Source organism: Acinetobacter sp. LF10 (genome assembly GCF_048585715.1).
Classification (GTDB): Bacteria; Pseudomonadota; Gammaproteobacteria; order Pseudomonadales; family Moraxellaceae; genus Acinetobacter.
In genome coordinates, this window is the sequence record NZ_CP184160.1 from 1,584,521 (window position 1) to 1,610,055 (window position 25,535).

27 protein-coding genes and 2 pseudogenes are annotated in these 25,535 nt (G+C 36.9%); 14 read left to right on the top strand and 15 right to left on the bottom strand.

Annotated elements, in window-relative coordinates; translation table 11 throughout:
• Positions 1-48: 48 nt before the first annotated feature.
• From ACN19N_RS07665 to ACN19N_RS07675, 3 genes are all read left to right on the top strand, one after another.
• Complete coding sequence (locus ACN19N_RS07665) at positions 49-732, top strand: DUF2057 family protein (RefSeq protein WP_420002323.1); 684 nt, start codon at positions 49-51, stop codon at positions 730-732.
• Between the two features lie 64 nt (positions 733-796).
• Entirely contained in the window at positions 797-1,318 is a 522-nt protein-coding gene (locus ACN19N_RS07670) for a GNAT family N-acetyltransferase (RefSeq protein WP_420002324.1), read from the top strand.
• Positions 1,319-1,433: 115 nt separating this feature from the next.
• Positions 1,434-1,880, top strand: a complete 447-nt coding sequence (locus tag ACN19N_RS07675; RefSeq protein ID WP_420002325.1) for a hypothetical protein — start codon at positions 1,434-1,436, stop codon at positions 1,878-1,880.
• 127 nt (positions 1,881-2,007) lie between these two features.
• Here the strand turns inward: ACN19N_RS07675 and ACN19N_RS07680 are convergent, their stop codons facing one another.
• The 8 genes from ACN19N_RS07680 to ACN19N_RS07715 all read right to left on the bottom strand — a co-directional run bounded on the left by ACN19N_RS07680 (position 2,008) and on the right by ACN19N_RS07715 (position 7,875).
• Complete coding sequence (locus ACN19N_RS07680) at positions 2,008-2,304, bottom strand: cyd operon YbgE family protein (RefSeq protein WP_005160016.1); 297 nt, start codon at positions 2,302-2,304, stop codon at positions 2,008-2,010.
• A gap of 4 nt (positions 2,305-2,308) precedes the next feature.
• Positions 2,309-2,410: a cytochrome bd-I oxidase subunit CydX gene (gene cydX, locus ACN19N_RS07685; RefSeq protein WP_002120988.1), complete on the bottom strand. Its 102-nt coding sequence runs from the start codon at positions 2,408-2,410 to the stop codon at positions 2,309-2,311.
• A 14-nt stretch (positions 2,411-2,424) separates the two neighbouring features.
• On the bottom strand, positions 2,425-3,570 hold the full coding sequence (cydB, locus tag ACN19N_RS07690) for a cytochrome d ubiquinol oxidase subunit II (RefSeq protein WP_269239570.1): 1,146 nt from the start codon (positions 3,568-3,570) through the stop codon (positions 2,425-2,427).
• The gene (locus tag ACN19N_RS07695; RefSeq protein ID WP_005160020.1) at positions 3,567-5,144 is read right to left on the bottom strand and encodes a cytochrome ubiquinol oxidase subunit I; all 1,578 of its coding nucleotides are present in this window, start codon (positions 5,142-5,144) and stop codon (positions 3,567-3,569) included. The genes cydB and ACN19N_RS07695 overlap by 4 nt, the downstream gene beginning before the upstream one ends.
• The gene (gene cydP, locus ACN19N_RS07700; RefSeq protein WP_004677296.1) at positions 5,144-5,335 is read right to left on the bottom strand and encodes a cytochrome oxidase putative small subunit CydP; all 192 of its coding nucleotides are present in this window, start codon (positions 5,333-5,335) and stop codon (positions 5,144-5,146) included. Before cydP ends, ACN19N_RS07695 begins: the two co-directional genes overlap by 1 nt.
• Before the next feature lie 570 nt (positions 5,336-5,905).
• Positions 5,906-6,517, bottom strand: coding sequence for an OB-fold-containig protein (locus tag ACN19N_RS07705; RefSeq protein ID WP_171062101.1), 612 nt, complete (start codon positions 6,515-6,517; stop codon positions 5,906-5,908).
• A 22-nt stretch (positions 6,518-6,539) separates the two neighbouring features.
• On the bottom strand, positions 6,540-6,845 hold the full coding sequence (locus ACN19N_RS07710; RefSeq protein ID WP_087545480.1) for a Rieske (2Fe-2S) protein: 306 nt from the start codon (positions 6,843-6,845) through the stop codon (positions 6,540-6,542).
• 16 nt (positions 6,846-6,861) lie between these two features.
• Positions 6,862-7,875, bottom strand: a complete 1,014-nt coding sequence (locus tag ACN19N_RS07715; protein WP_269228072.1) for an adenosine kinase — start codon at positions 7,873-7,875, stop codon at positions 6,862-6,864.
• 180 nt (positions 7,876-8,055) lie between these two features.
• On the opposite strand from ACN19N_RS07715, the gene ACN19N_RS07720 reads away from it, so the two are divergent.
• The 4 genes from ACN19N_RS07720 to ACN19N_RS07735 all read left to right on the top strand — a co-directional run bounded on the left by ACN19N_RS07720 (position 8,056) and on the right by ACN19N_RS07735 (position 13,657).
• Positions 8,056-8,826: a hypothetical protein gene (locus ACN19N_RS07720; protein WP_269228071.1), complete on the top strand. Its 771-nt coding sequence runs from the start codon at positions 8,056-8,058 to the stop codon at positions 8,824-8,826.
• Positions 8,827-8,998: 172 nt separating this feature from the next.
• Positions 8,999-11,938 carry an insulinase family protein gene (locus ACN19N_RS07725; RefSeq protein ID WP_420002326.1) on the top strand — a complete coding sequence of 980 codons (2,940 nt, stop codon included), beginning with the start codon at positions 8,999-9,001 and terminating at the stop codon, positions 11,936-11,938.
• A gap of 21 nt (positions 11,939-11,959) precedes the next feature.
• Complete coding sequence (locus tag ACN19N_RS07730) at positions 11,960-13,129, top strand: phospholipase A (RefSeq protein ID WP_420002327.1); 1,170 nt, start codon at positions 11,960-11,962, stop codon at positions 13,127-13,129.
• Positions 13,130-13,657, top strand: coding sequence for a cysteine peptidase family C39 domain-containing protein (locus tag ACN19N_RS07735; RefSeq protein ID WP_269228068.1), 528 nt, complete (start codon positions 13,130-13,132; stop codon positions 13,655-13,657).
• Here the strand turns inward: ACN19N_RS07735 and ACN19N_RS07740 are convergent.
• A complete protein-coding gene (locus ACN19N_RS07740) occupies positions 13,645-14,982 on the bottom strand; it encodes a TrkH family potassium uptake protein (protein WP_420002328.1) in 1,338 nt (445 codons plus the stop codon). The genes ACN19N_RS07735 and ACN19N_RS07740 overlap by 13 nt on opposite strands.
• A gap of 1 nt (position 14,983) precedes the next feature.
• A complete protein-coding gene (locus tag ACN19N_RS07745) occupies positions 14,984-15,634 on the bottom strand; it encodes a potassium channel family protein (protein ID WP_269239579.1) in 651 nt (216 codons plus the stop codon).
• A gap of 269 nt (positions 15,635-15,903) precedes the next feature.
• On the opposite strand from ACN19N_RS07745, the gene ACN19N_RS07750 reads away from it, so the two are divergent.
• Positions 15,904-16,377 (top strand): hypothetical protein, encoded by a 474-nt coding sequence (locus ACN19N_RS07750; RefSeq protein WP_269239580.1) that lies wholly within the window; start codon positions 15,904-15,906, stop codon positions 16,375-16,377.
• 100 nt (positions 16,378-16,477) lie between these two features.
• Here the strand turns inward: ACN19N_RS07750 and ACN19N_RS07755 are convergent.
• The 4 genes and pseudogenes from ACN19N_RS07755 to ilvA all read right to left on the bottom strand — a co-directional run.
• Positions 16,478-16,564 (bottom strand): annotated as a pseudogene (locus ACN19N_RS07755) (hypothetical protein); the annotation flags it as partial.
• 90 nt (positions 16,565-16,654) lie between these two features.
• Positions 16,655-17,059: an Imm48 family immunity protein gene (gene imm48, locus ACN19N_RS07760; protein ID WP_269239581.1), complete on the bottom strand. Its 405-nt coding sequence runs from the start codon at positions 17,057-17,059 to the stop codon at positions 16,655-16,657.
• A gap of 5 nt (positions 17,060-17,064) precedes the next feature.
• Positions 17,065-17,559, bottom strand: a complete 495-nt coding sequence (locus tag ACN19N_RS07765) for a hypothetical protein (protein ID WP_269239582.1) — start codon at positions 17,557-17,559, stop codon at positions 17,065-17,067.
• Positions 17,560-17,713: 154 nt separating this feature from the next.
• Complete coding sequence (ilvA, locus tag ACN19N_RS07770; RefSeq protein ID WP_420002329.1) at positions 17,714-19,258, bottom strand: threonine ammonia-lyase, biosynthetic; 1,545 nt, start codon at positions 19,256-19,258, stop codon at positions 17,714-17,716.
• Positions 19,259-19,356: 98 nt separating this feature from the next.
• Between ilvA and rpiA the strand changes: the two genes are divergently transcribed.
• Positions 19,357-20,028, top strand: a complete 672-nt coding sequence (gene rpiA, locus ACN19N_RS07775; protein ID WP_269228064.1) for a ribose-5-phosphate isomerase RpiA — start codon at positions 19,357-19,359, stop codon at positions 20,026-20,028.
• Complete coding sequence (locus tag ACN19N_RS07780) at positions 20,028-20,714, top strand: M48 family metallopeptidase (protein WP_420002330.1); 687 nt, start codon at positions 20,028-20,030, stop codon at positions 20,712-20,714. Before rpiA ends, ACN19N_RS07780 begins: the two co-directional genes overlap by 1 nt.
• Here the strand turns inward: ACN19N_RS07780 and ACN19N_RS07785 are convergent, their stop codons facing one another.
• A complete protein-coding gene (locus ACN19N_RS07785; protein WP_269239586.1) occupies positions 20,715-22,253 on the bottom strand; it encodes a hypothetical protein in 1,539 nt (512 codons plus the stop codon).
• Positions 22,254-22,616: 363 nt separating this feature from the next.
• Here ACN19N_RS07785 and argC point away from each other — a divergent pair, with 363 nt between their 5' ends.
• From argC to ACN19N_RS07805, 4 genes and pseudogenes are all read left to right on the top strand, one after another.
• A complete protein-coding gene (gene argC / locus ACN19N_RS07790; RefSeq protein ID WP_420002331.1) occupies positions 22,617-23,666 on the top strand; it encodes an N-acetyl-gamma-glutamyl-phosphate reductase in 1,050 nt (349 codons plus the stop codon).
• 81 nt (positions 23,667-23,747) lie between these two features.
• A complete protein-coding gene (locus ACN19N_RS07795) occupies positions 23,748-24,497 on the top strand; it encodes a DUF6776 family protein (RefSeq protein WP_420002332.1) in 750 nt (249 codons plus the stop codon).
• Positions 24,498-24,516: 19 nt separating this feature from the next.
• Positions 24,517-24,930: an ATP-dependent Clp protease adapter ClpS gene (clpS, locus tag ACN19N_RS07800; RefSeq protein WP_005160061.1), complete on the top strand. Its 414-nt coding sequence runs from the start codon at positions 24,517-24,519 to the stop codon at positions 24,928-24,930.
• Between the two features lie 466 nt (positions 24,931-25,396).
• Positions 25,397-25,483 (top strand): annotated as a pseudogene (locus ACN19N_RS07805) (ATP-dependent Clp protease adapter ClpS); the annotation flags it as partial.
• Between the last annotated feature and the right edge of the window lie 52 nt (positions 25,484-25,535).

Genomic DNA, 25,535 nt, shown 5'->3' on the forward strand with positions numbered 1-25,535 from the left:
AGCATAGTGCTTACGATTTAATAAATTGTTTATATCGAGAAGAGTCTAATGTCTTTAAGAGTTGGTGTTGCTGCTTTGGGGTTATTGTTAAGTAGTTCAGTTTTTTCAGCAGTCACAATCACTGCACCTGAAGAAATCGTGATTCTTGCGGTAAATGGTCAAGAAGTAAATAATGGTTTAATTCCTTCTAAGAAAAATAACTATCAGGTTGATGCTGGAAATCTAACAGTCAATGTGCGTTATCGTGAATATTTTGATCATTTAAATGGTGAGCATGATATTGTTAAATCAGGTGTTGTAACAATTCAAGCAACGGATCTGAAAGACAATCAAGCGTATAATTTAGCGTTGATAAATGCTCCAAAGAACTTTAGTGAAGCAAAAAAATATGCTGAACAACCAACTGTTGCTTTATATGATCAAAACAAGCAGCTTGTTGTGCAGCAAACAGGTGCTAACAATGAAGTACAGCCTTGGTTTACAGGTAGTAGTTTACTTGGGCGTACGCTAGATCTAACGCAAAAAAATAAGAACAATACCGTGAATCAACCTGCACCTGTTTATGCAGGAACAACATCACAAGTAGTTGCAACTGCGCCTGTAGCAGTAACAACAGTAGCGGCAATCGGTACAGCAAAAACCACAGATCAACAATTAGCAGAATTGTGGCAGAAAGCATCTAAAGCTGAGCGCCAAAAATTTATGGCTTGGTTAGCGGGTCAAACCAACTAATTAACTCGCCCATTTTAAAAAACCGATGTTATCATCGGTTTTTTATTGAATGTATAAAATAGAAATGTCTTTAAATATTAAAAATGCAAAAATTTATGATGTAGCGCAATTGGTTGAATTAATCAATTTGGCTTATCGGGCTCAGTCTGGTCGAAGTTGGACGACAGAAAAAGCATTTGTAGATGGAACACGTATTACCAAAGAGCAACTAAATATAGAGCTAAATCAATCAAATTTTGAATTACTTGTTGGTGAAAATGAACAAGGTTCTTTGGTTGGTTGCATTGGATTAAGTTTGAATGATGATTATATCGAGATAGGTACTTTTGCGATTGATCCAACAATTCAAAATTTAGGTTATGGCAGAGAAATGCTTAACTATGTTGAAACTTATATTACTCAGAACTATTCGAGTGTTCGACGCTTAATCATGTATGTTCTAGATGTTCGTACTGAGTTGATGGCATATTATCAACGTCGTGGTTATCAGATCACAGGGCGTACAGAGTCTTATCCTATAGATGCTGATGTTGGTCAACCATTAGTACCAATTCAGCTGATTGAAATGGAAAAAGTGATTGCATAAGAAATTTGTATTCTATTGTGTTTTGTTTTTAGAGCTTTGATGAAGTTTAACAAGTTTTTAGATAACTTCACGATAGTCTAGGATTTTTATCATTTTCTGATTAGGCTAGTTAGGAATGTTAAATAAAAAAATAGAGAGTTCAAACATGGGGAATTTGAAAAATAGAAGAAAATATATCGTCATTTTCACTCTTTGTATTTTATTGATCGCTTATTATTTTTTATGGTTGGGTCAAAGAGACGTTTATCAATTAACTGATATGCATGAAGTGGAAAAAGGCTGCTATCAGTATGAATCTGATGAAGGATTAAAAAATATAGCACGTCATGAGATTATTCGTTTGTACGGAACGGATGCCTTAAATGAACAAAGAAAACTTTATGTTTATCATATCAAGTACACAAATGAAATTGGGGTAGGCGGTAGACCATATGGGTTTTTAAAAGCTTTTTATCTTTATTTCTTTGCTAATAATTATCTTACGCCACTGACAGTTATTCTAGTAAATAACCCAGAGAGTATGTGTATATCCATACAATCAGCTTTGTACCAAAAAAACTAAAAAGATGTTCAATAACCAGAATCATAGGAATTTTATTCATAGTTCATCATTACTTTGTAATGACAATGTGCTTATGAAGTAAAAAAGAGGAAGCATAGCTTCCTCTTTCTATTTGATTTGTTAAGGACTAATTACCAATCCAAATATAATAACCTAAGATCATCAGAGGCCATGCAATATAAGGACTAAATAACCATTTCCATAACCAGAATCTTGGTATAAACCCAACACCATGAATAAAACCACCAGAAATTCCGACCATGACGAGCATCAGCATACTGTGGTTATAGTGACCATTAGCATCTAACATCAGTGATGGGTGTACCAATAAAATAGCAGCAAGCGGCAATGCCAACAAAAACGAAACGGTCATTGCAAGCACTTGCGCTTTACTATTCTTCGGTGTTGTCATTGCTTCAGCCATTTTATTATTCCTCATCTAAATCTTGATGGTGTTCGATATACAGAGCACTGAGTACACCTGCGAAGCATGCCATCAAAATGCCTAGAATCCATGCAAAATACCACATTTCACATCTCCTCATTAGTACAAACTATGTGAATTTTCTTCAATGTGTTTGTTAGTGATGACACCCCACATTTTGTAATAAGACCAAGAGGTATAGATCAAAATGAGAGGAACAAAAATACAAGCAGCAACAGTCATTACACCTAGAGTTTTGTGACTAGAAACAGCATCCCACATTGTTAAGCTTGACGTTGGATCTATACTTGATGGTAATAAGAATGGGAATAATGCAAAACCAGCGGTTAAGATTGCACCCACAATCATCAGGCTTGTACCAGTAAAACTCACAGCCGCTTTATGTTTCGCTGCGCTAATGATCACTAGTAATGCACCTAAAATTGCAACAATCGGTGCAGCAATAGTAATTGGATAAGTTGCATAGTTGTTTAACCAACCATGATTGGTATTAGTGACAACTTCTTTTGCAAGTGGATTTAATGCAGCATTAGTATTAACAGCAGTAGCATAACTATAGCCTGAGATATTTCCAAAGAATAACCAAGCGCCAGCCGCTAAGAAACATATAAGGAATACTATTGCCATAATTTGAGTTGCTTTAGCCGAACGGTTATGTAAATCACCATCAGTACGAAGCATTAACCATGCACCGCCGTGAGCAGATAACATTGACAAACTCACGATACCGCAAATCAGTGCAAATGGATTCAATAATGCAAAGAAGCTGCCTGTGTATTGAGAACGTAAGGTATCGTCTAAGCTAAATGGTACGCCCAAAAATAAGTTACCAAATGCAACACCGAATACTAGTGCTGGTACAGCACCACCGATGCACAGACCCCAATCCCAAGAAGTACGCCATTGCGTATTTTCTAATTTAGAACGATAGTCAAATCCAACGGGTCTGAGGAATAGCGCAAATAGAACGAGTAGTAATGCCCAATACATTCCAGAGAAAGCGACAGCATAAACCATTGGCCATGCAGCAAAAAGTGCACCACCAGCGGTAATAAACCAGACTTGGTTACCATCCCAGTGTGGTGCAATCGTATTGATTGCAGCACGTCTTTCAGAATCAGTTTTACCTACAAATGGCATCAGCGCCATTGAGCCCATATCAAAACCATCGGTGAGGGCAAAGCCAATCAGTAATACACCAACCAATACCCACCAAATAATTTTTAGGAGTTCATATTCGATCATGATTGAGCCTCCCCAGTTTTTGCAGCTAGTTTTTCAAAATGATATTTACCAGTGTGCAACGAACTTGGACCTAAACGAGCAAATTTGATCATTAAGTACATTTCAATAATGAGCAGTACCGTATAGAACGCAGCAAGTGCAATAATTGATCCCCATACATCACCTGTGCTTAAAGAAGATGCAGAGAGGTGTGTTGGTAAAACTTCACCAATAGACCATGGTTGACGACCACCTTCAGCTACATACCAACCTGTTTGAATTGCAATCCATGGTAGTGGAAGAGCAAATAGAGCAAATTTAAGTAACCACGGTTTTGTTTCGGCATTACGTTTAGCGACTGACCACGCAGCCAGTAGGAAAAGTAATAACATTAATGCACCAGAAGCCACCATCGCACGGAACGAGAAAAACAATGCAGCGACATTTGGAATGGTATCTTTAGTTGCTGCTTTGATATGTTCTTCAGTTGCGTCAACAACATTCGGTGTATATTTCTTTAATAGCAGACCATAGCCTAAGTCTTTTTGATTTTTTTGAAATGATGCAAGTAACTCTGGGGACTGATCGCCTGCACGGAGTTTTGTTAATTCGCTATACGCCACCATACCATTACGAATACGGATTTCATGCTCTTTCATCAAGTCATGTAAGCCAGTAACTTCTTTGTCTGTCGAGCGAGTTGCAATGATTCCCATAACATATGGAATTTTAATTGCATAATCGGTACGCATTTCTTTCTGGTTAGGAATACCAAACAGGGTAAATGCGGCTGGGGCAGGTTCTGTATGCCATTCAGCTTCAATTGCAGCGAGTTTAGTTCTTTGCACATCACCCAATTCATAACCTGATTCATCACCAAGTAAAATGACGCAGAAAGTTGAAGCTAAACCAAAAATTGCAGCAATCGCGAAAGAGCGACGAGCAAAGGGCATATCACGTTTCTTTAGCATATAATAGCTTGAGATGGCGAGTACAAAAACTGCACCTGTGACATAACCGGCAGAAACGGTATGTACGAATTTTACTTGAGCGACTGGGTTGAAAATCAACGCTCCGAAGTCTACAAGTTCCATACGCATGGTTTCATAGTTAAATGCGGCACCAACAGGGTTTTGCATCCAACCATTTGCGATGAGAATCCACAAGGCTGACATGTTAGAGCCAATCGCCACTAGCCAAGTTACACCTAAGTGTTGAACTTTAGAAAGACGATCCCAGCCAAAGAAGAATAGACCAATAAAAGTCGATTCTAGGAAGAAAGCCATTAGGCCTTCAATTGCAAGCGGTGCACCAAAGATGTCGCCTACATAGTGAGAATAATAAGCCCAATTGGTACCAAACTGGAATTCCATCGTTAAACCAGTAGTTACACCTAAGGCAAAGTTAATCCCGAAGAGTTTCCCCCAAAATTTGGTCATGTCTTTGTAAATTTCTTTACCAGAAATCACATAAGTGGTTTCCATGATGGCAAGAATAAAAGCTAGACCTAAAGTTAGAGGGACGAAAAGAAAGTGATACATTGCGGTCATTGCGAATTGGAACCGCGAAAGATCGACCACGCTTTCAGAAATCATCAACGTGTCTCCTGAGTTTTGGACATATCGCCAGCAATACGCTCGGCAACTTCATTGTTAAAATCTTTTGGAATCGTTGGGGCATCAAACCAGATATGTTTAACCACCATGAGAAGCACAACTTTAATAATAAGAATGATTGTGATTTCTCTGATTAATCTTCGATTTGGATCTTGAGAACTCATGTTCATAGAACTTCGCCTCATATTTTTAAAGATGTTACATATTATTAATTAAAATTTATTAAAAATAAACCTTTAAGGCTTTTAAATTGAATTAATTTTATATTTTATATAAAAATCAATTGTTTAAATAAATTTTGGTTAAATTTTGAAAATGTTATTATTACCCAACTAAAATAATATGAATTAATTTAAAAAACTGATTAAAACAGTTGTATTTATATTTTTAAATCTGATTAAAAAGGTTTGATTTATACTTAGTTAAAAAAAATTTAAACCAACTAAAATAGTATGAATATAAAAAAATATAATATTTACAATTATTTAAAGAACTGATTATACAATTAAGTAATTCTTATAATGGATTCTGCGCAAAACCTAGTGTATTGGTAGAGTTTGGTTTAAAAAATATGTGAAATATCATCCTTCATTTTAGTCTGAAATTTAGATCAATAAGTTGATAGAAATGGAAGAGGTGATTACACGTTTTTTACTTTTTCTTTATGTAACAAATTGTAATTTTAATGATGAATGAAAAAAATTCTAATCGCTTCAATTAGATTTCAACGGATGTTGGGTTCAGTCTGCGGTAAATAGTTTATTTGAAATAGAGATTTTTTTAGCAATATAGTATGAATTGGATTTCTGACTGATCAACAACACTTGAGATTGTAACTCTAATTCACCATATTCTGGCTCTACTTGTACATAATACAGTTGACCAAATTCATTGCGAACACGTGCTTGTGCAGAGAAGCCTGGACGTGCATTTCCCGTTGAGATTGTTGCTAAACGACCCACTAAGTTAATGTGAGTATGTGTGACTTTAGGCTTAATCACTTGGTCAAGACAATTAATCATAAACACTGTAAAAAAGATGTCGATAATCAAAGCAGGAACAAAAAGATAGTAAGGCGAGATAAAGTAGTGTTGTAAAGCAAAAAATGAAAGCTCTAGAAAATAACCTGCAAAACTAAAATTGATGAGTAAAAATACAAATATTAAGTATTTGGAAAATTTTACATCTAATAGCGGTGAATTTAATAACCACTCTGGTGTCATTTTCTTTACGAGATGACTTGGACGTAACCCAATAAAAATACCAATTGTTTCTGCAATGCTGAGCAAAATCAAAGCCACTACGCTCATGTGAAATGGCATAAGGTAGTAATTTAAAAAAAACTCAGTCATCGCAGAATTCATGATTTAGGTATTAGTCAATATAAATACCACCATCAGAGTGTACTTCCAAATTTACTTTTTCAAGGAATTCACCTAGACATGGTCCTGAAATACATTCACCAGTTTCTACTGAGAATAATGCTCCATGAGTTGAGCATTGGATATACTCACGATCCTGATCTAAAAATTGATTTTCTAAATACTCAAGTTCAGTTTGCAAATGTGGGCAAACATTTTGATAAGCGTAAAAGCTACCATCTTTCTGAGTAATAAAGATTGTTGTTCCTTTCATGGTGTCATATGCACGAGACTCACGATCTGGAACTTCCTCAGTCATGCAAATTTTTTCCATTTTAAGCATATTCCTGTTGAGAATTTTTAAATTGTTCAAATAATTTGGCATAGTTTTCAACGGCTAAGCGTGGACCAAATTGCGCAACAACTTCGCTAGAAATTAAAATAGCCAGTTGAGCCGCAGCTTCTAAAGTTAAACCAGCGTTAATGGCATATAAGAATGCACCAGCAAAAGCATCGCCAGCACCGTTAGTATCAACGGCATGAACTTCGCGACCAGCAACGTGGAATTGTTGTTTAGGATCAATGATGATTGCGCCATTTGCGCCTTGAGTGATGACAATATGTTGATTCTTTGATTTTAAAACTTCAATAGCTGCATCAAGTGTTTCAGTATTACTGAACATTAGCGCTTCTTGTTCGTTACAGAATAACAAGTCAACGCCGTCATCTAAGAGTTCTTCTAGGCCTTGACGTGCATATTGCACCATTGCAGGATCAGACAGTGAGAGTGCGACTTTAACGCCATGTGCTTTGGCAAGTTCACGTGCTTGTTTTACCGCGACACGAGCAGTATCACTTGTCGATAAATAACCTTCGATGTAGAGCCATTTTGCGGTTTTTAAGGGTTCAAAGTCGATTTGTTCAGCAGTTAATTCAGCGGTAATGCCTAAATATGTGTGCATGGTACGTTCTGAATCAGGACTGATCAGAACCATACATGTACCTGTTACGCCTTCACTGATAGATTGCGTTGTTGTTTGAATGCCTGCCGCATTTAAGCCATTTAAATAGATTGTACCGAGGTCATCATTACCCACACGGCATCCATAAAAAGCTGTACCACCTAAAGCACCAAAGGCAACCGTTGTATTTGCAGCAGAACCGCCACTTGCTTGACCTTTATAGCTTTGCGTATCTTGTAATTGTTGATATAAAGCCGCTTGAGTGTCGCCATCGGTCAACTGCATTGTGCCTTTTTGCAACGATTGTTGTGTTAAGAACTCATTTGAGACTTTAAATTCTTGGTCAATCAGCGCATTACCAATTGCAAAAAGATCAACAGTTGCCATGTTTGTCATCACATTAAAAATCAAAAAGCAAAGTTTACACTAATGCTCAGGATTACAGTAGTTTGTTGAAAAAATTAGCGTAGCTCTAAATAGTTAATTGTTGCGTTCATCTGTTTTAATTTTTATTTAAGCGGACCAATCAAGAATAAACATATTTAATGAACAAAGAGCCGAAATTCTATGGCAATACTTCAGGCGACAACTTCCAGTTCACATGAACTTTTGTCAAAAGTTCCACAAGTCACAGCTTTATTCTGGTTGACTAAAATTTTTGCCACAACTTTTGGAGAAACGGCTGGAGATGCTGTTTCCATGTCACTTAATCTAGGTTATTTGATTAGCACTTTTATTTTTGCTTTCATTTTTATTGCGTTGGTTATCTGCCAGATTCGTGCAAAAACGTACCAACCATTTCTATACTGGTTCACGATCATTGCGAGTACAACAGTTGGAACGACGTTGGCTGACTTTATGGATCGGTCTTTGGGGATTGGTTATATCGGCGGTAGTTCATTATTATTGTTGTTGGTCTTGTTGTCTTTATGGGTATGGCACACATCAGAAGGTAATATTTCGCCAGATACAATCAATAATGTTCGTACCGAGTGGTTTTACTGGATCACAATCACTTTTTCACAAACACTCGGAACAGCTTTGGGTGATTGGTCTGCTGATACTGCTGGTTTGGGTTATACAGGTGGAATTGCTTTATTTTCTGGATTGATTTTATTGCTTGTTGCTCTGCACTTTTTAACACGAGTATCAAAAACCTTATTATTCTGGGCTGCTTTTGTATTGACTCGTCCATTGGGCGCTGTAGTTGGAGATTTTTTGGATAAGCCACTCAGTTCTGGAGGGCTGGACTTGAGCCGTTTTACAGCTTCTATAGTATTGTTGGTGGTTATCCTCGGGTGTGTATATTGGTCGAAACATCAGAACACTCGCTTATAATCCAACGTAAATATTTTTATATTCGATGAAATCACAGAGAAAAAATGCGTTGAATTTTGGTTGGCGCATTTTTCTACAAAAACATACCAATTTACATGGATATCCATGTGTATTCTTCGGTAGACTCTCTATATTAAATTAGTGTTATTTAAATAGATAAATTGGAGATCACATGACTGTAGATGTTACTGAAAGCATTACTCAAACTATTCATCCCGCGTTTCAGCTATTACGTCAACACCATGTAGAAGCACTCGATATTCAAGTTTCAGAATATAAGCATAAAGTAACTGGTGCAGTTCACTATCATTTAGCTACGAACCATGATGAAAATGTGTTTTTAGTGGCTTTTAGAACGCAACCAATGGACTCAAAAGGCGCTGCGCATATTTTAGAGCATACAGCTTTATGTGGTTCTGAAAAATTTCCTGTACGCGACCCATTCTTTTTAATGATTCGTCGTTCATTAAATACCTTTATGAATGCGTTCACAGCAGCAGATTGGACAGCTTATCCATTTGCGACACAGAATAAAAAAGATTTTCAGAATTTATTGTCAGTGTATTTAGATGCTGCATTCGCTGCAAATTTGAACCCTTTAGATTTTGCTCAAGAAGGCATCCGCATTGAATTAGAGAATGATCAAGCCGTTTATAAAGGTGTCGTTTTCAATGAAATGAAAGGAGCGATGAGTTCACCGACAGATCAACTTTATCATCAGTTGGCGCATCATTTATTTCCTGAAACGACTTATCATTATAATTCGGGTGGTGATCCAAAAGATATTCCTGATTTAACATATGAACAACTGGTCGATTTTTATAAAACACATTATCACCCAAGTAATGCAGTCTTTATGACCTTTGGTAATCAAACTGCCTATGACCTACAAGAGCAGTTTGAAAAGCTCGCTTTGCATAAGTTTTCTCAGGGTACAACGCTGTATTCAAAACCTGAAAAACGTTTATTAGCACCAATAGAAGTGACTGAAAGCTATGCCGTAGATAGTGAAGAGCTTAAAGATAAAACCTATCATGTGATGTCATGGCTACTCCCTGAAACCAGTGACATTAAATTACGTTTAGGTATGCGTTTGGTTGAAGGAATTCTATTAGAAAATTCGGCTTCACCATTGCGTCATTATTTAGAGACCTGTGGTTATGCACAATCAACTGGCCCATTGATGGGCGTTGATGATAGTAACTTTGAAATGACGTTCTATTGTGGCGTACAAGGCTCGAATGAAGAACATGCTGAAACATTTAAAAATGGTGTTTTAGATATTTTGAAAGAAGCAGCATCAAAACCGATTGATACTGATCTGGTTGATGCGATTTTGCATCAAATTGAATTGCATCAACGTGAAATCAATGGTGATGGTACGCCATATGGTTTAAGCCTTATTTTAAATGGTTTAGGCAGTGCAATTCACCATAATGATCCAATCCATGTCTGGGATGTGGATGCTGCGATTGAGCAAGTTAAAGAAGAACTGAAAGACCCAATGTGGTTGTCTAACTTGATTCAAATTCATTTGTTGGATAATCCACATCGTGTGCAAATGACTTTAGTGCCTGATGCAACTAAATCAGTCAAAGAGCAGCAAGCTGAGCAAGCACGATTGGCTGAGATTACGGTGAATTTAACCGATGCTCAGAAAGTCGAAATTCAGGAAAAAACGGAAGCGCTGAAACAACGTCAAGATACAGCTGATGATCTTGAGTTACTTCCTAAAGTTGGTTTGGAAGATGTACCTGCGGATTTGCATATTGTTCAAGGCCAACTGCGTGAGATTATTAGTAATGGTTTAGATACGCCATTAAATTTATATCATGCAGGCACGAATGGCATTTACTATCAACAAGTTTTGATTCAGATTCCAGACGAAATCGTACAGTCGCCTTATTTCAACTTACTTTCTATCTTGATGGGTGAGGTTGGCGCAGGTGAGCATGATTATTTAGAATTCCAACAAATCCAAACGGCTGTAAGTGGCGGTTTGGGAATGGGAGCATCTTTACGTAGTAAAGTGGATGATAAAGATCGAATTAGTGCTTGGTTAACACTGACGACAAAATCATTGACTCAAAAGTTAGATTCAATCCAATTGTTGAAACTTGCATTTGAACAGCTCCGTTTTGATGAAAAAGACCGTATCATCGAATTATTGCAGCAACGTAAAACCCGTTGGCAGTCACGTTTGTCTGGTTCTGGACATAGCTATGCGATGCAGGCTGCGTCACGTCAGATGAGTGCTTTAGCTCGCCGTGATTATCACAATACAGGTTTAGGTGCATTGAACTGGTTGAGTGATCTTGTCAATAAGATTGACCAAGATGATGAGGCTTATCAAGCCTTGATTAAGGAACTACAGGCGATTCATCGCAAGTTATTACAAGCACCTAAACAATTCTTGTTGGTCTGTGAAGAGCATCAATCGGATCGTTTAGTTGAAGAGATTCAAAACGTTTGGGATAAATTGGCTGTCGATAAATCACCTGTAAGCTTAACCCAAGTTGAGCAAATCAATACAGAAAATGATGAAGCTTGGCTCATTCAGACGAATGTTCAATTCTGCTGCTCTGCTTATCAAGCTGTCGATGTTGCACATGCAGATGCAGCACCATTGATGGTATTGGCTGCGTATTTACGTAATGGTTTCTTACATAGCGCGATCCGTGAAAAGGGTGGTGCTTATGGTGGTGGGGCAAGCTACGATGGTAATGCTTGTTCATTCCGTTTTTATAGTTATCGCGATCCACGCTTAGTTGAAACATTTAATGATTTTGAAGCAAGTGTGCAATGGTTATTTAACGTTGAACAGCAACCATATCAACTTGAAGAGGCAATTCTTGGATTGGTCGCAGGTATGGACAAACCTGGTTCACCTGCTGGCGAAGCAATTACTGCTTGTTATGCATTATTGCACGCACGTACGCCAAAATTCCGTAGAGTTTTACGTGAGCGCTTATTAAGTGTGAGTTTGGACGATTTGCAGCGTGTTGCAAAACAATATTTACTGGAACAAAAACCAGTAAAAGCAGTCGTTGCGCCATTTGCTAAACGTGATGAGCTGCAAGCACTTGGATTTAATATTCAGCAAGTTAATTAAAATAAAAAGTTGGAGATATCTATGGCGTTCAAATCTTTTGAGCGGAGTCATTTGGAGCTTGGTGTCGTGATGACACTGAGCGCTTTGGCTAGTTCTATGGTCAATGCGCAGACAACTATACCTGCAGCACCTGCAACTGTAGAGGCTTGTGTTGCATTGGCTTCAAATGCGGATCGTTTGGCTTGTTATGACAGTCTTTTTAAAGCACCAACAGTCATCCCACCACAAGTTCAAGCAGCCGAACCAATCATTGCGGTAGCTGCCCCACCGGTAGAAAACAGAAATGAAAAAGCTGAACCTACGACTTTGCGTGATAAGGTTGTTCAAAAAGTAAGTGATTTGCACATCTTAGGTGCTGCGCCTAAATTTGATCCAAATATTTCATTATTAGATCGCCGTTGGGAACTTTCTGAAGAAAGTAAGCTTGGTTTATGGAATATTCGTGCCTATCAACCTGTTTATTTACTACCTGCTTTTTGGACTAGTGATAAAAACGAGTTTCCAAGCAGCCCAAACCCACAAAATACCGTCAATAAGAAACAGGAATTAACCTCTAGTGAGGCAAAGTTTCAAATCTCTTTAAAAACGAAAGCCTTAGAGAATATTTTGGGTAATAATGGGGATTTGTGGTTGGGGTATACGCAATCTTCCCGCTGGCAAGTATATAACTCAGAAGAATCACGACCATTTCGTGAAACGAATTATGAGCCTGAAGCAAGTTTGATGTTTAGAACCAACTATGAAATTCTCGGTCTAAATGCGCGTTTACTTGGTGTAACTTTAAATCATCAATCTAATGGTCGTTCTGATCCTTTATCACGTAGTTGGAACCGCGTTATTTTCAATCTAGGCTTTGAAAAAGATAATTTTGCATTGATGTTACGTCCGTGGTATCGAGTAGAAGAAGATGCCAAAGACGATAATAATCCTGATATTAAAGATTATATGGGACGTGGCGATTTAACTGCATTTTATCGTCATAATGCAAATGAATTTTCTCTCATGCTGCGTCATTCATTAAAAGGTGGTGATCGTTCGCATGGTGCTGTTCAATTTGATTGGGCTTTCCCGATTAAAGGCAAATTGCGCGGACATTTGCAGTTGTTTGATGGTTATGGTGAGAGCCTGATTGATTATAACCATCGTGCAACTTACGCTGGTTTAGGCGTGTCTTTGATGAATTGGTATTAAATGAGTTTAAATATTCCAGAACCATTATTACAGCTTGAAGCAAATTGTGGAGTTTTCGCCGTTTGGTTGATTTTAAAGCAATATCAAACAAGTATTGATATTGCTGATCTAATTCGATTGTGTCGACATGATCATCAGGAGGGAACTTTTACAATTGCTTTGGCTGTGGCACTGAAAAAATTAGGCTTTGAAGTGTCATTGTATACTGACCCTGATCCGAATATTGATGAGAAAGAAAAGCAAAGTTATTTGGATGCCCAAGGTCTTCAGATTCCGATTCAGGCTGCTTTGACTTATTCCGAGATTCAGCAGGTATTTGAAAATGGTCACTTTGTTATCGTGTTTTATGACACCCTACAGGGTGTGGGAAACCAATCTTTGATTTATTCAATTGATGAACAAGAGATTAGTTTCTGTGATCACTTTGAAGTGATGTCAAAAAGTACGTTTGAACAACAACGCCAAGCCGATGGAATTTGTCGGCAGGTGATTGTGGTTGAGCAGCCGTTAGGTGATTATCCAATTTGAATATTGGCATTGGCATGTTTTAAACGACTTTTCTTTGGTGTAGCAATCAAGTAGGCAAGGGTTAATGGTCCAAGACGACCTGTATACATCAATAGACTCAGGACAAATAGGCTACCATCATGTAGTTCGCCTGTTACACCTCGAGATAAACCAACCGTACATGCCGCAGAAACCACTTCAAACATCAGATCTAAGACATCCTGTTTAGGCTCCAAAAGAAAAAGCGTAAAGCAGCCGACAAAAATCAGCATGCCTGTAATTGCTGCGACGGCAAGCGCTTTATAGGTGGTTTCTTGGGAAATAGAGTGATTAAAGATGCGGATTTCTTCATTGCGCCGTAAAAAGGAAATGACGCAGAGCAGTAAAATGACAAATGTACCAACTTTAATACCACCCGCGGTACTGAGCGAACCACCACCAATAAACATCAATAGCATCGTGAGCAGTGTTGTACTGTGTTCCATTGCGCCTGTATCAATGGTGTTAAACCCAGATGAACGAGGTACTGTCGCTTGGAACCAAGCATTCATGGCTTGTTCACCAATATTCATTGAACCTAAAGTAAGTGGATTATTGGCTTCTAAAAGCCAAATCAAAATAAAAGCCACAATATTTAGTGTCGCGATTGCACTGAGGATTAGCTTGCTATTCGGTGTTAGTTTGCTCCATCGTTTATTTTGTTTTATATCAATTAAAACAAGAAAGCCGATCCCACCTAAGGTGTAGAGCATGCTAATGGTTAAACAGATTAAATAATGACCTTGGAAATTTATTAAGCTGTTATTGAATAGCGAAAAACCTGCATTATTGAATGCAGAGATACTATAAAAAATCGAATAATACAGCCCACGGTCAAAGCCATAGATCGGTATAAAAGATGTACTTAATATAATGACGCCGATGAGTTCAAAGAAAAGCGTATAAATTACTACGCCTTTTGCCACAAAGGTAACTTTGGACAAGCTCGTTTGACCTAAGCTATCTTGCGCCATCATTTGTTGTTTAAGTCCAAGTTTAGGCGCTAGACTTAAGGCTGCCAAAATAGCGAAAGTCATAAAACCCAAACCACCTGTTTGGATTAATAACAGAATAATAACCTGTCCAAGATGATTAAAAGACTCATTTAAATTCACTACAGATAAACCTGTAATGGTTACAGCCGATGTTGCTGTGAATAAGGCATCCATCCAGCTCAAATTACCTTTATTGGCGATAGGGAGTTTGAGCAATAATGTTCCGATGATAATGAAACTCAGAAACCCAATTGCTAATAAAGACGGTGGACTTAGGTTAAAGATCTTTTGTGTATTTATTTTTATAGTCATTTTATACAAAACATCCTGAGAGCTTTCGGAGATGGCTGAGCGAGCCTTCTAAAATAAGCACATCGCCAGCCTGTAGAGTAAAATTCACATCGGTTTCATATAGAATTTGTTGATCACGTTTAAGTAATAAAAGTTTGATATTGGGCTCTTGTTTTAAGATGCCTGATAAATTCACATGATTCAGTTTTTCTTGTACAGGAACTTTGACAATATAATGATCATCATCCAAAGCCATATAACGGCTGACCATTGGATAATTCAGTGCTTGAGCAACACGTACACCCATATCCTCTTCGGGATGAATGATTTTGGTGATATTTAGGTGAGATAAAATTGTATGGTGTGCTTTTGTTTTGGCTTTAACTAATATTTTTTCAACACCTAAATTTTTAAGATTAAGTACACAAAGAATACTTGCTTCAATATCTTCACCAATCGCAACCACGACGGCATCACAATTTTGGATGTTGAGTTCTTCTAAAACATGCTCATCTGTTGCATCTGCTATAACGGCATGAGTAATGCGATCAGCCAAACTTTCTACGTTACGTTTGATGGTATCAATCCCAATCACATCATGATTGAGTTTAGTGAGTTCTAATGCGACAGTTGCACCAAAACTACCTAAACCAATGACTGCAAACTGTGCCATAACTATCCTTAACTAAATGATAAAAATGTCTTTTTATTCATTTTAAGATGGATCAATTGATCTGTTTGTAATGATTTTGTTTGAGTTGGAAGATCTACATTTGTTATTGTTATGACAAAATAAAAATTACAAGGAATTTGGTTAGGAATTTAATTGTATTGAGCAAATATGTTCTAGGTATAAACATATAACCAGTTTGATATTCCACAGCAAAGCGTGGAACGAGATAATGTTAAAAGCTGAAAGGTGTCGTTAAAGTAAGGTGTATTATGCTGTTGAATGAACAAGACTTCATGAAACCAATGAAATTGGTTTATCACGTGAGAGTTAAGATTGAGCAGAATCCTAAACATGTTAAGGCTGTTCAAGCATTGACCTTAAATCAGTCAAGACCGACACATGGGCTTAATGGTACGTATGGTTTATATGGCTCGGCTGAGTGGTTGAATAATCTAGAGTTAGAGGTGATTCCACGCAAAAAAATAACTGGTTTAATTCGGCGTATTTATATCGTTGATATGGATGAGTCTGAAGGACCAGATACTATGGATGTCGTGCTTGATTGTGATGGGAAAACCGTTAGTAAAGGGATTTTCTTTAATGACGAGAATGATTTGCAATTGTTTGAAGTTGGGAAAAGGGTGGAGATTTTATATTATATTGAGGAGATGAAGGCTGTAGATCATTCTACAGGGGAAAGGGTAAAGCATGAATTTGTTCTTGAGATGGCTGTATCTATTTAAAAAGTGATTTATGTTTTGCACGATATAGTCACACAGTATATGGGATGAGCAAATATAAAAATAAAGCCGACATCATGTCAGCTTTATTTCGTTAAATGGATTATTTAAGGAAACGCTTATATCCAATATTGTTGCTAATTTCAGCATATGGATATGTGATTTTCTCTAAAGTCTCGACTAAACCATTTCATTTTAAGATGGATCAGTCGATCTGATTGTAATGATTTTGTTTGAGTTGAAATATCTACGCGCCGTATAGCAGATAGAACAAAAAAGCTTAACCCTTCTTAATCTCACTTAATATATTTCTTATATTCTCTGTCAATGCAATATAATTCCTATTATTCAATTGATAATAACCATTAATACCACAATGTATAATAGCATTCATGAATTTATGTAATTTCTCATCCGAAGCCACATCAACCAAAAAACCTGAAAAATCAGCCGCCTGCTCAACGCTATAGTTAAAAGAATCTTGTAGATTTACGATAGATAATGCATGAATTTGAGCAGGTTCGAACCCTTTTTCCTTACCAGTTGCATATAAAACACCAAATGCAAAACAAGCTAAAACTTGTCTTTCCAATTCACTAGTGTCTGATAAATCTATATTCAGCAATTCTAATATTTCATTTACGATTAATATATTATTTTCACGATATATTAAAAGATCACTCATAACATCTACACCACTATAAAGTTTCCATCAGGATATTTTCCATCCACCCAACCACATGGAAAATGTCCACTTTCATAAATTAGAAACATTTTCTCATAAAAAGGAATAATATCTATATTCAATGAGAGCCGATACTGAGAATATAATACCAAATGTATTATATCCCACCTAATACAATCAATAATATCCTTCGAAAAATTCAAAGAAAAACTTCCAATTAACTCATTTTTAACAAATTCTCGTGCATCACTAGAGTATTGATTCCATAACGAAAATATTTCTCTATTTTTATTTAACACTTCTGCACTCAATTGATTGGCAGCATCTATAGTTACATTTTCCCACTCATTTCCACTTAAGTAATGATCCACCTTATTTATTGTAATACTATCAACGTAAAAGCTAAGAGTATTAACTTTACCCCAAGCACTTAAAAATTCAAGTCTTTTAAATCTTTCTTTAATTGTCTCATCAATTTTTAAAATATTATTTAATTTCATTTCAGACCTGTTTTTTTCGCGCTGCATAGCTAAGTATGTGGTATTTAATTTAAAATTTTATTAAATTCCGTGCACCCAATTGACTGTAAATAAATCAATATTACTTCTATAAAAATAAAGCCGACATCATGTCAGCTTTATTTCGTTAGGTGGATTATTTAAGGAAACGCTTATATCCAATATTGTTGCTGATTTCAGCATATGGATAAGTAATTTTCTCTAAGGTTTCGACTAAACCATCTGGATTTTGTTTGGCATCAGTGGCCTGTAAGCCAACAAGTACACGACCTTCGGCTGCACCATGATTGCGATAATGGAATAGGGTGATGTTATGCGTTGGACCTAGACGCTCCAAGAACATTAATAAAGCACCTGGACGCTCAGGAAATTCAACACGAAATAAACGTTCATTTTCAAGGTTGGCATGACCACCAATCAAATAACGAATATGCAGTTTCGCAACTTCATCATCGGATAAATCATCGACATCATATTGTTGCTTGAGTAATTCATAGATTTCGTGACGTTCAACTTCACCACCTTTCAAACTAATTCCAACGAAAACCTGAGCTTGGCTGTCGTCACTGGCACGATAGTTAAATTCAGTAATGTTACGACCTTGTAGGGCGCGGCAGAAATTAAGAAATGCGCCTTTTTGCTCAGGAATCGTCACTGCATAAATCGCTTCTTTACGTTCACCTAATTCGGTACGTTCAGCAATATAACGGAGACGATCAAAGTTCATGTTTGCACCGCAAACAATTGAAACCATGTTCTTTCCAGTGAGTTGGTGCTCGGTAACGTATTTTTTGATACCTGCCAAAGCCATCGCACCAGAAGGCTCGACAATACTACGATTTTCATCATAGGTATCTTTGATTGCGGCACAGATTTCATCTGTATTTACGGTAACAATATTAGGATCGACGATTGGGCCTGATTGATCGGACTTCTGTAAGCGAACCATTTCAAATGGTAATTCACCAATTTGTGCAACTGCTGTGCCATCAGCAAATAAACCGACATGAGGTAAAACCACACGTTCATTGGTTTCGAGTGCAGCTTTTAAACAGGCAGATTCTTCGTATTCAACACCAATGACTTTGACATGTGGCGCAACTTCACCTAAATAAGCTGCAACACCAGCAATCAAACCACCGCCGCCAACAGCAACAAAAACATATTCCACATCACGCCATTGACGTAATAATTCATTCGCAATTGTGCCTTGCCCAGCAATGACCAGTTCATCGTCATAAGGCGGGATAAAAACTAAACCTTCATCTTCTGCACGTTGTTTTGCATATTTATTGGCAACATCAAAACTATCGCCCTGTAAAACAACCTGTCCACCTAAGTTTTTAACCGCTTGTACTTTGATGTCAGGGGTCGTGCTTGGCATGACGATAATGGCTGGAATGCCTAATCTTTTTCCAGATAAAGCAACACCTTGTGCATGGTTACCCGCAGAGGCACAAATTACACCTCGATCGAGTTGATCTTTAGGAAGTTGGCTAATACGGTTATAAGCACCACGTAGTTTAAAAGAGAAGACAGGTTGTAAATCTTCACGTTTAAATCGAATGTTGTTATTAATTTTTTGACTAATTCGGGGAGCTGCTTCAAGCGGTGTTTCAATCGCAACATCATAAACCGTTGCTTGTAAAATTTGTCGTACCACACGAGACAGCATGTTCATCTTCCGTATAACAGTTTAAAATAGGCGATCATTGTAGCAAACCCCTGTGCATTTGCGCTGTTTTCTTGCAGCAAATGTCAAAATAGTTGAGTGAAGTCATGAGTCTATATGCAACCCAAGATGAGAAAAAACAAGCTGCGGCAAAAGCAGCTTTGAAACATTTGCCTAAAGGCGGCATTTTGGGCGTAGGAACAGGAAGTACTGTTAATTTTTTAATTGATTTATTGCCAGAATTACAACTAGAGGCAGCAGTCGCAAGCTCTACAGCTACGGCTGAACGTCTTAAAAAATTAGGTATCGAAGTGGTTGATATGAACTCAGTTGGTGGTTTAGATGCCTATGTCGATGGTGCTGATGAAATTGATCGCCATATGCATATGATTAAAGGTGGCGGTGCTGCATTAACTCGTGAAAAAATCGTTGCTTCAATTGCTAAGAAGTTTGTATGTATCGTTGATGATTCTAAATGGGTGGATCAATTAGGACGTGATTTTCCACTTCCTATCGAAGTAATTCCAATGGCGCGTTCTGCGGTTGCTCGTAAAATCGTAGCTTTAGGCGGTGATCCTGTTTATCGCGAAGGTGTTGTTACTGATAATGGTAATGTTATCTTAGATGTTTTTAATTTAAATATTTTGAACGCACTTGAGTTGGAAAAAACCATTAACAATATTCCAGGTGTGGTAACCAATGGAATTTTTGCTTTGAATGCGGCTAGCATTGCGATTGTTGCGACCAATAATGGTATCGAAGAACGTACGGCACAGTAATGCAATCAGTTTCACTTGAAACACAATTGCCTGAAATTAAAGTAGTTCGACATGCAAGGGCGAGAAATTTGCGTTTGCGTGTTGAACCTACAGGTATTCGTTTAACAGTGCCTATCTTTTGTACAAAGCGGCAGGTTCAGCAATTCTTAAATCAATCCGAACAGTGGTTGCTAGAGACATGGAATAAACAACAAAATCAATTCCTCCAAACAATTATTCTTCCTGAACAATTATTATTTTTTAATCATTCTCAGCCATTCCAAATTGTTCAGCAACAACAACATATTTTTAAATTTAACTGGGAACAACATATTTTATTTATTCGAAATGAAAGCCCTGAAATAGCTTTAAAAGCTGCTGTATTAGCATATGCGAAACAGTTTTTACCAGAATATTTAAACTTAATAAGTGAGCAGACAGGTTTGCAATATGGCGAATGCACAGTCAGGCAGCCAAAGACACGTTGGGGAAGTTGTAGTTCAAAACATGACATTATGCTCAATGCAGGATTGGTATTAATGCCTATGCATAATGTGCGATCAGTGTGTATACATGAATTAGCACATACCAAACATTTTGATCATAGTGCTGCATTTTGGAATGAAGTGGCGAAATATGATGAAAGTTATATCGAAAATCGCAGGCAATTAAAAAGTATTCAATTGCCTGCGTGGTGGTATATCTAATTAAATAAAGCTACATTCTAGTTGGGTTGTTTGTAGTTGATCGGGTGCCTTGCGAATATCTAGGCCTGCACTAGCACTTAATACTTGATTCCCATTTAGTTTTATTTGAATAAACTTGTACTTTTGTAAACTAAAGTCGATGTCAGTAGAGCTACTATTGAGTAGGTAATTTTGACCTGTATTATTGATGAGTATTAAATTATCAGTACTATCCCCATCAAGCTTAGAAGTGAAGATTTGAGTACCTTTTTGTAGTTCTAAAACGCCGTTTGCTCTGATATTTAGTTTGCAATCGTTAATTTTATCTTCATAACCGCCAATTAGATACTCAATAGACGGTAAATTTGGATTAAAGACAGTATTAATTCCGGTTACGCCTGATTGGCATAAATAATTAGAATCTAGACATTTTGATGTTGGGCTATTAATAGCAAAGCCTACGGCTCTTCTATAGTCACCAGCTCCCGCTACTCTGAAAACATCTGTAGCTTGTATTTTCGGATCAGTGCCTGAGTATATTTTTTGTTCAAGTTGTATATATCCAATTGGATTAGATGTTTGTTGTTCATACTTTGTCGCGAGTTTTAGCACTGCACTTTTTAATAATCCAGCATATTGATCTCTAATGTTTTTTTGATTTTCTGCTATGTGAATTAAAGTGTTTTTATTTGGATCTGTATTTTCAGGGGCTGGGCCAATTAATGAAACAAGTGGACTAGGATCTCCATGTATTTTTTTTCCATCTAAATAACCATCTTTTAAATCGATTGCTAAGTTCTTAGTAAATTCAACAAATGCATTTTCAGGGTTGGAGCTTGACCATTGTTGAATGTAGCCAAAGTTTAAATAGGTATTAATATATTTATTGATGGTAGCAATAGTTAGGTTATTTGATTTGAATATTGTAAGTATTGTGCTTGGGGATAAGTTTGGTAAATCAACATTTGAAAAGCCATTTAGTAAGGCACTATTGACATCATTAGTCGCAAATTGTAGCTGTAATGCACTAACTTGTTTGGAGTTAATGATGTCTGTAGGGAGTTGACCTGATCTTATGATAGCACGTTGATAAATTGCTTCAGAGCTTGGGGTTATATAGATTGGTTGCGTTAAATTGCTGGTATTAACTTCTACTAAAGCATTAAAAGTTAAAGAGAAGCTTTTATATTGACCATTGAGAAAATCATAAATTAGTGAGTTAGGTGTAGTAGATATTTCAATTCTATACAAATGATCGGTATTAAGTACTTTCGGTAAGGTAATATTGAGATTTGAAGTAGTACTAACATTTTGTTCTATGACTAAAGAATCATCAAAATTATCATATACTTTTACTACGACATCACGCATTTCAATCGGAACTTTAATATCGAAGTTTTTAGGTTTGGGAATCACAACCTCTGGAGTAGGCGGCACATATCGTGCCTCGCTTTCACCGCTTCCACAACCTACTAAAAAAGCTGGACTAAGCAATAAAATACTGCTTACGCCTAAACTGATGTATTGGTTTAATCTTTGTTTTGATCTCAAAGAAGGCATTCCAGCTCTCCAAAATTTAGCATCCATGAAATTTATTATTACCGCATGGTTTTTATTCTATGCGAATACTTAGATGATTCAATAGTATTTCTTGACCAGTGGTAAAGTTGAATTTATATAAAACAATTTGACAGAACTTTTACACTGTTTTTAATGTTATAGCGACCAGTTAAGTGAAAATAAGTTGTTAAATTTACATTTTTGTATTTAGAAATTTTATATTTTTACTATCTTTAGCTAGATACTAAATCAATTCCTCAAGTTGTAACTTAGAAATGCTATATAACTTATAGGGTTATGGATTGTAGAAATGGCGTCAAACTGCCATACTACAACCACTATTTATAGTTTGAGGTAGAGCACGTGATTTCTGTTGGCATCGTTGGTGGAACTGGATATACAGGCGTTGAATTATTGCGTCTTTTATTAAGACATCCACAAGCCCAAGTACGTGTTTTAACATCTCGAACTGAAGCAGGCAAACGTGTTTCAGATATGTTCCCAAGTCTACGAGGACATACTGATCTTGAATTTTCTGATCTTGATTTGGATGCTCTCAAGCAATGTGATGTTGTATTCTTTGCGACACCGCACGGTGTAGCGATGCAACATGCCGAAGAATTGATTACTGCTGGTACAAAAGTGATTGACCTTGCCGCAGATTTTCGTTTACAGAATCTTACTGAATTTGAAAAATGGTATGGTATGCAGCATAGCTGCCCAAGTGTACTCGCTGATTCTGTTTATGGTTTAACTGAACTAAATCGTGAAAAAATTAGAACAGCTCAAGTGATTGGTAATCCTGGTTGCTACCCAACAACAGTACAGTTGGGTTTAGCTCCTTTACTAAAAGCTTCAGAAAAATTGATCAATTCACAAAGTATTATCATCGATGCAAAGTCTGGTGTTTCGGGCGCAGGTCGCAAAGCTAGTTTAGGCATGATTTACAGTGAAAATGCTGATAATTTTAAAGCTTATGGTGTCGCTGGACATCGTCATCATCCAGAAATTGTTGAAGCTTTAGAAAATATTTCAGGTGAAAAGGGGCAATTTAATCATCTTATTTTTGTTCCACATCTTGTACCGATGATTCGTGGTATGTTGAGTACAATTTATGTCGATTTAACTGAGCAAGCTCAGAATATAGATCTACAAGCATTGTATGAGCGTTTCTATGAGAATGAACGTTTTGTTGATGTAATGCCAGCAAATAGTTCGCCTGAAACACGTAGTATGCGCGGTGCAAATGAGCTACGTATTGCTTTATATCAACCTCAACCAAATAAATTGATCGTATTAGTTGCGCAAGACAATTTAGTGAAAGGTGCAGCAGGTCAAGCGATTCAAAATATGAATTTAATGTTCAATTTTGATGAGGCTGCTGGTTTAGAAGGTATTGGTTTATTACCATAAAAAACGCTTTTTTACTTCACACACATTTAAATTTGGATTTAAATGTGTGCTTTGATGTAAATCATAACGATAGAGATGATGATGGAAAACGCTGAACCGACTACTTCACCAGAAAGTTCCGTTAAAAAAAATAAATTCCTCAAGACGAATTTGCCTTTAGTGATTGCTGCTACATTACTGATTGGTAGTAGTTTTATGTTGGGATATACTGTTGGGCATCGTCAAGGTTTGACTGTTGTTGGTTATGATGCCGATGCTGAACAACTTGTTGATGTCGTACAAAAGCAAAAGTCAGCCTTGGACTTAGTTAGTAAAAGCTTAAATGCTGCTGTTCAAGAACGTGATATGGCGGTTAGTAATGCCGATGAGCTATTTAAAGGTATTAATCAAGCTAATGCTGATAAAACTCAGTTTGAAAATATGAATGCCATTTATCGTGAAATTTTAAGACAACGTGGTGGTGTTAGCTTAACTGTACAAAATTTAGCGATTAAATCTTTACCCGAAAATGCTTTTGAATATCAATTAGACTTGGTTCAAGTAAACCCAAATAAACGCCGAGCTGTTGGTAGTGTTGAATTAAGGTTAATTAAAGATACAGAAGTTCTGGTTGTACCATTAGAAGATGCCAATTTTAATTTCGATGATTTTGAACGGTTGACTGGGCGCTGGACCATGCCTAAAGGTTTCACACCTCAGTTTATTGAGGTTCGTTTAGCTGGTTCACCTACACCAGTGATTAAACGCTTTAGTTGGCAACGTGGTCAACCTGTTGATGTGAGTTCTGCTTTTGTATCAGAAATTCCTCAAGCTGAAGCAAATGCTCAATAAAATTTAGTAAGAACTGGATATGCGAAGATATAAACGACAAATGAATTTAAGTGAAGTGAAAAATGCCTTTCATCAATCTGGATATGTCGATTGGCACTTAAATCCACGTTTAAGTGACTCGCAAGAGGATCATGATGGCGAAGTCATTGTTCAGACAGCACCACCTGAATTAAAAAAACCGCCACTATACGCTGTTGTTTTACTGAATGATGATTACACACCGATGGATTTTGTTATTGAGGTACTACAAAGTTATTTTGGAATGAATCTTGATCAAGCAAGTCAGGTGATGTTGACAGTTCATTATGAAGGCAAAGGAACAGCAGGTATTTATCCGCGTGATATTGCAGAAACAAAAGCGAATCAAGTGAATAACTTTGCCCGATCTCAAGGTCATCCATTATTGTGTCAGATCGAACCTGAGCAGCGTTAAAAAAAGCAACGCTTTTTAGCTGCGCAAGACGAGCAACTATGTTGCGAGTAAAAGCGTTAAGAAAAGCAACGCACTTGCGGAATTTCATTCCTCATGCGCAAGACCTTGCGCCATGATATGGCTCATATGCTGTGAGTGAAGACGTTAAGAAAAGCAAACACTTGCGTAATTTCATTCCACAGGTGCGAGACTTTGCGTTATGGTTGGCTCATATGTAGTGGGTAATAGTATTAAGAAAGCAAAGCTATCTTTTTTGTTGTGATTTAAGTGCTAAATCAACATATATATTGTTTTGTGCTAAAAATATGAATCAATATACTGACTATCTTTATATTCAACCTATACATGATTTGTTAGGTTTTAACTAAGATCATAGCATATTAAAATTTTTCATAGGTTTAATACGGTTTCATAAATAAAGAATAGATTTGCTGTCTTTTTGAGCGATTAGACGAGTCTTATTCTCTTTGTAATCGAAATTTTACAACAATACTTTGTTTTCAATCTTGACCAAGATACTCAAGTAATGCTAACTGTAGATTATGAAGTAAAGTGTTATTGTAAACGTATACTAGATAACGCTTTATAGCCTCAGACAAACCAAG

What these genes read in the sequence shown, in the direction of transcription:
- ACN19N_RS07780 (WP_420002330.1), top strand. Translation starts at nt 20,028, where the DNA reads ATGCAATCAGTTTCACTTGAAACACAATTGCCTGAAATTAAAGTAGTT.
- ACN19N_RS07730 (WP_420002327.1), top strand. Translation starts at nt 11,960, where the DNA reads ATGGCGTTCAAATCTTTTGAGCGGAGTCATTTGGAGCTTGGTGTCGTG.
- ACN19N_RS07745 (WP_269239579.1), bottom strand. Translation starts at nt 15,634, where the DNA reads ATGGCACAGTTTGCAGTCATTGGTTTAGGTAGTTTTGGTGCAACTGTC.
- ACN19N_RS07720 (WP_269228071.1), top strand. Translation starts at nt 8,056, where the DNA reads ATGGCAATACTTCAGGCGACAACTTCCAGTTCACATGAACTTTTGTCA.
- cydX (WP_002120988.1), bottom strand. Translation starts at nt 2,410, where the DNA reads ATGTGGTATTTTGCATGGATTCTAGGCATTTTGATGGCATGCTTCGCA.
- ACN19N_RS07710 (WP_087545480.1), bottom strand. Translation starts at nt 6,845, where the DNA reads ATGACTGAGGAAGTTCCAGATCGTGAGTCTCGTGCATATGACACCATG.
- cydB (WP_269239570.1), bottom strand. Translation starts at nt 3,570, where the DNA reads ATGATCGAATATGAACTCCTAAAAATTATTTGGTGGGTATTGGTTGGT.
- ACN19N_RS07705 (WP_171062101.1), bottom strand. Translation starts at nt 6,517, where the DNA reads ATGACTGAGTTTTTTTTAAATTACTACCTTATGCCATTTCACATGAGC.
- ACN19N_RS07785 (WP_269239586.1), bottom strand. Translation starts at nt 22,253, where the DNA reads ATGCCTTCTTTGAGATCAAAACAAAGATTAAACCAATACATCAGTTTA.
- ACN19N_RS07715 (WP_269228072.1), bottom strand. Translation starts at nt 7,875, where the DNA reads ATGGCAACTGTTGATCTTTTTGCAATTGGTAATGCGCTGATTGACCAA.
- ACN19N_RS07765 (WP_269239582.1), bottom strand. Translation starts at nt 17,559, where the DNA reads ATGAAATTAAATAATATTTTAAAAATTGATGAGACAATTAAAGAAAGA.
- cydP (WP_004677296.1), bottom strand. Translation starts at nt 5,335, where the DNA reads ATGAACATGAGTTCTCAAGATCCAAATCGAAGATTAATCAGAGAAATC.
- ACN19N_RS07750 (WP_269239580.1), top strand. Translation starts at nt 15,904, where the DNA reads ATGCTGTTGAATGAACAAGACTTCATGAAACCAATGAAATTGGTTTAT.
- clpS (WP_005160061.1), top strand. Translation starts at nt 24,517, where the DNA reads ATGCGAAGATATAAACGACAAATGAATTTAAGTGAAGTGAAAAATGCC.
- ACN19N_RS07735 (WP_269228068.1), top strand. Translation starts at nt 13,130, where the DNA reads ATGAGTTTAAATATTCCAGAACCATTATTACAGCTTGAAGCAAATTGT.
- ACN19N_RS07665 (WP_420002323.1), top strand. Translation starts at nt 49, where the DNA reads ATGTCTTTAAGAGTTGGTGTTGCTGCTTTGGGGTTATTGTTAAGTAGT.
- ACN19N_RS07740 (WP_420002328.1), bottom strand. Translation starts at nt 14,982, where the DNA reads ATGACTATAAAAATAAATACACAAAAGATCTTTAACCTAAGTCCACCG.
- ACN19N_RS07795 (WP_420002332.1), top strand. Translation starts at nt 23,748, where the DNA reads ATGGAAAACGCTGAACCGACTACTTCACCAGAAAGTTCCGTTAAAAAA.
- ACN19N_RS07725 (WP_420002326.1), top strand. Translation starts at nt 8,999, where the DNA reads ATGACTGTAGATGTTACTGAAAGCATTACTCAAACTATTCATCCCGCG.
- ilvA (WP_420002329.1), bottom strand. Translation starts at nt 19,258, where the DNA reads ATGAACATGCTGTCTCGTGTGGTACGACAAATTTTACAAGCAACGGTT.
- ACN19N_RS07675 (WP_420002325.1), top strand. Translation starts at nt 1,434, where the DNA reads ATGTTAAATAAAAAAATAGAGAGTTCAAACATGGGGAATTTGAAAAAT.
- ACN19N_RS07670 (WP_420002324.1), top strand. Translation starts at nt 797, where the DNA reads ATGTCTTTAAATATTAAAAATGCAAAAATTTATGATGTAGCGCAATTG.
- rpiA (WP_269228064.1), top strand. Translation starts at nt 19,357, where the DNA reads ATGAGTCTATATGCAACCCAAGATGAGAAAAAACAAGCTGCGGCAAAA.
- ACN19N_RS07680 (WP_005160016.1), bottom strand. Translation starts at nt 2,304, where the DNA reads ATGGCTGAAGCAATGACAACACCGAAGAATAGTAAAGCGCAAGTGCTT.
- imm48 (WP_269239581.1), bottom strand. Translation starts at nt 17,059, where the DNA reads ATGAGTGATCTTTTAATATATCGTGAAAATAATATATTAATCGTAAAT.
- ACN19N_RS07695 (WP_005160020.1), bottom strand. Translation starts at nt 5,144, where the DNA reads ATGATTTCTGAAAGCGTGGTCGATCTTTCGCGGTTCCAATTCGCAATG.